The sequence below is a fragment of the Streptomyces sp. NPDC005533 genome (assembly GCF_042871845.1).
GTDB lineage: Bacteria > Actinomycetota > Actinomycetes > Streptomycetales > Streptomycetaceae > Streptomyces.
This window is the reverse complement of record NZ_JBIAJH010000162.1, coordinates 1-2,151: the sequence shown is the minus strand read 5'-3', so window position 1 is coordinate 2,151 and position 2,151 is coordinate 1. Positions and strand designations below refer to the sequence as shown.

Sequence of the window (2,151 nt, the reverse complement as noted above, 5' to 3'; positions counted from 1 at the left end):
TTAGCGCCGGAAATTCTGACCCAAATAAGTCGAGCTTCATATCAATGGACTCGACCGATGCAAGTATCAACACGCTCTACCACTTCGCCTGGAAGAAATGCCCCTGAGCTCCATGCTTCGGGCTCCCGCGCTAGCCGCGCTCCGATCCCGCACGTGGCGCATGTGTATTACAGGGCTGGGCCTCCGGAGCGGAATCAGGATCCACCCCCGGTTCAGACGCCGTGTGAAGGTCTTGACGGCTCCCGGAGCCTGGGCATCGGGGATGCTATTTCGCTATTCCTGCGTGCTTCACTCCTCCCCTCTCGGTGAGACGCGTACAGCATGTCGCGAGTGGGTGGATCCTATATGATTGGAGAATTTTATGCGAGGAGCAGTCCTCATTTTCGGCACGATGACGGCACTTTTGGCGGCCCCGCTCCATTTAACGCCAGCGGTCGCCTCTACTGCCGCACCCCCGGGCCAGGTATCCATTGAAGTAGTAAATGTGAATGGGTCTGGCTGCCCTGCTGGGACTACGGCTGTGGCTGTGGCGCCAGATAATACTGCATTCACCGTGACGTATAGCCAGTACACGGCGCAGTCGGGACGGGATTCTAGCCCCATAGATTTCCGAAAGAACTGCCAGATCGCTCTAAATGTACATGTCCCTCAAGGATACACTTACGCGATCGCCCGGGCCGACTACCGGGGTTTCGCGCACCTTGAACGGAGCGCTACGGCCCTCCAGCGCGCAAACTACTATTTCGCGGGCATGTCGGAGAATGCGGCTGTAAACCATCGGTTCAACGGGCCGATGAATGACAACTGGCAGAACTCCGACAATGCAGCAGCCGAGACTCTCGTCTATGCTCCCTGCGAGGTGAATCGACTCCTGAACATCAATACCGAACTGCGGGTCAAATCCAGTAGCGCCGATGCGTCCGTCACAAGTTTTATTTCAATGGACTCGACGGATGGCAGCATCAACACGCTCTACCACTTCGCCTGGAAGCGCTGCCCTTAAGGCTGGCGATAACCGCAGGTCACCGGTGAAATGTCTGTAGATCCCTGTCACCCGGGGACATGACCCTCACCGGCCCGACTCTGTCCGGCTCCACCCTGCCACTGGCTTGCAGACCGGCCCAGCAGCACCCTCCCCGCCCAGGCCGGTTCTGCTGGCGGCGATGACCTACTGGCGACGCTCTCGGTATTCCGGCAGCGGATCGTGTCCTGAACTGCTTCTTTTTAGGTAATGGCTGGTTGTGCATTGGCCTGCTGGCGTTGGCGCCAGTGGGGCCAGTTCAGTGCGAGATCTTGTGAACGAGGTCGGCGGGTTCTTGACCTGCTGTGACGTCGGTACTGCCCGGTCGCCCTTGGTTGCGAACTCCCGCTCGCCGGGAATCTGGGTGGCCCGGCAGCGTTCCCTGTCGGCTGTCCACGCCCTGGACAGATACAACTCCCGGTCCACCACAGCCTCTCCACGGCTGGTGGCGTAAGCAGCGAACACCCCGATCTGACAGTTGTCGGTCTTCCCCGAGGTGCCGGTGTACAGCCGGCCCACCCCGGCTGAGAGGGTGCCCTTCTTGATGAAATCGGTGTCGACGATGATCAGCACACCACTGGGCCCGAGCTTGCCGGCGACATACTCCCGGACGTCATCACGCAGTGCATCCACGTCCCACACGCTGGAGTTCAGCAACCGCTGGAACCCGTCCGGGGTGCGGTGACCCGCGTACTCGACCAGCCGGCAGCCGTTCTTCCGGACCACCGGAGCCAGCAGCCCACGCAGGTAACCCCGCATCCGCCACCGCAGATCCGCCCGCCCGAACCGGCCGCAACACCAGCGAACACCCCATCCCACTCCCGGGCCTCCACCATCCCCACCACGCCCTGACAACGGCAACCACCACCTCAGGACACAATCCACTGCTGGAGCACTAAAGGTTGTTGCTGCCAATCCCCTGGAAGTGTAGAGGCCTCATTGATGCGGCTTGGGCTCTCTGGTGGGGTCGGGCTCGCTGTTGGTTGATCATTTGCTTGAACTCTACGGGTGGGAGTCCGCCGGCGCGGTTGTGCCTGTGTCTGGTGTTGTAGGAGTCGGCGATCCAGGTGGCGATCTTGATGCGGGGCTTGGTGCGGGTCGTGAAGTGGTGCGGGTGGATGTACTCGACC

Annotated in this window: 2 protein-coding genes and 1 pseudogene; 2 read left to right on the top strand and 1 reads right to left on the bottom strand. The window is 60.9% G+C overall.

Translation table 11 applies throughout. The features are described 5' to 3' along the window. The first annotated feature begins 361 nt into the window (after nt 1-361). Complete coding sequence (locus ACFYP3_RS37600) at nt 362-1,003, top strand: DUF4360 domain-containing protein (protein WP_388842606.1); 642 nt, start codon at nt 362-364, stop codon at nt 1,001-1,003. Between the two features lie 348 nt (nt 1,004-1,351). Here ACFYP3_RS37600 and ACFYP3_RS37595 read toward each other — a convergent pair. Continuing rightward, nucleotides 1,352-1,840 (bottom strand): annotated as a pseudogene (locus tag ACFYP3_RS37595) (transposase); the annotation flags it as partial. A 130-nt stretch (nt 1,841-1,970) separates the two neighbouring features. Between ACFYP3_RS37595 and ACFYP3_RS37590 the strand changes: the two are divergent. Next, the coding region (locus ACFYP3_RS37590; protein ID WP_388842604.1) for a hypothetical protein at nt 1,971-2,151 on the top strand (181 nt) is incomplete at its 3' end.

Coding starts and splice junctions, on each gene's coding strand:
- ACFYP3_RS37600 (WP_388842606.1), top strand. CDS start 362: ATGCGAGGAGCAGTCCTCATTTTCGGCACGATGACGGCACTTTTGGCG.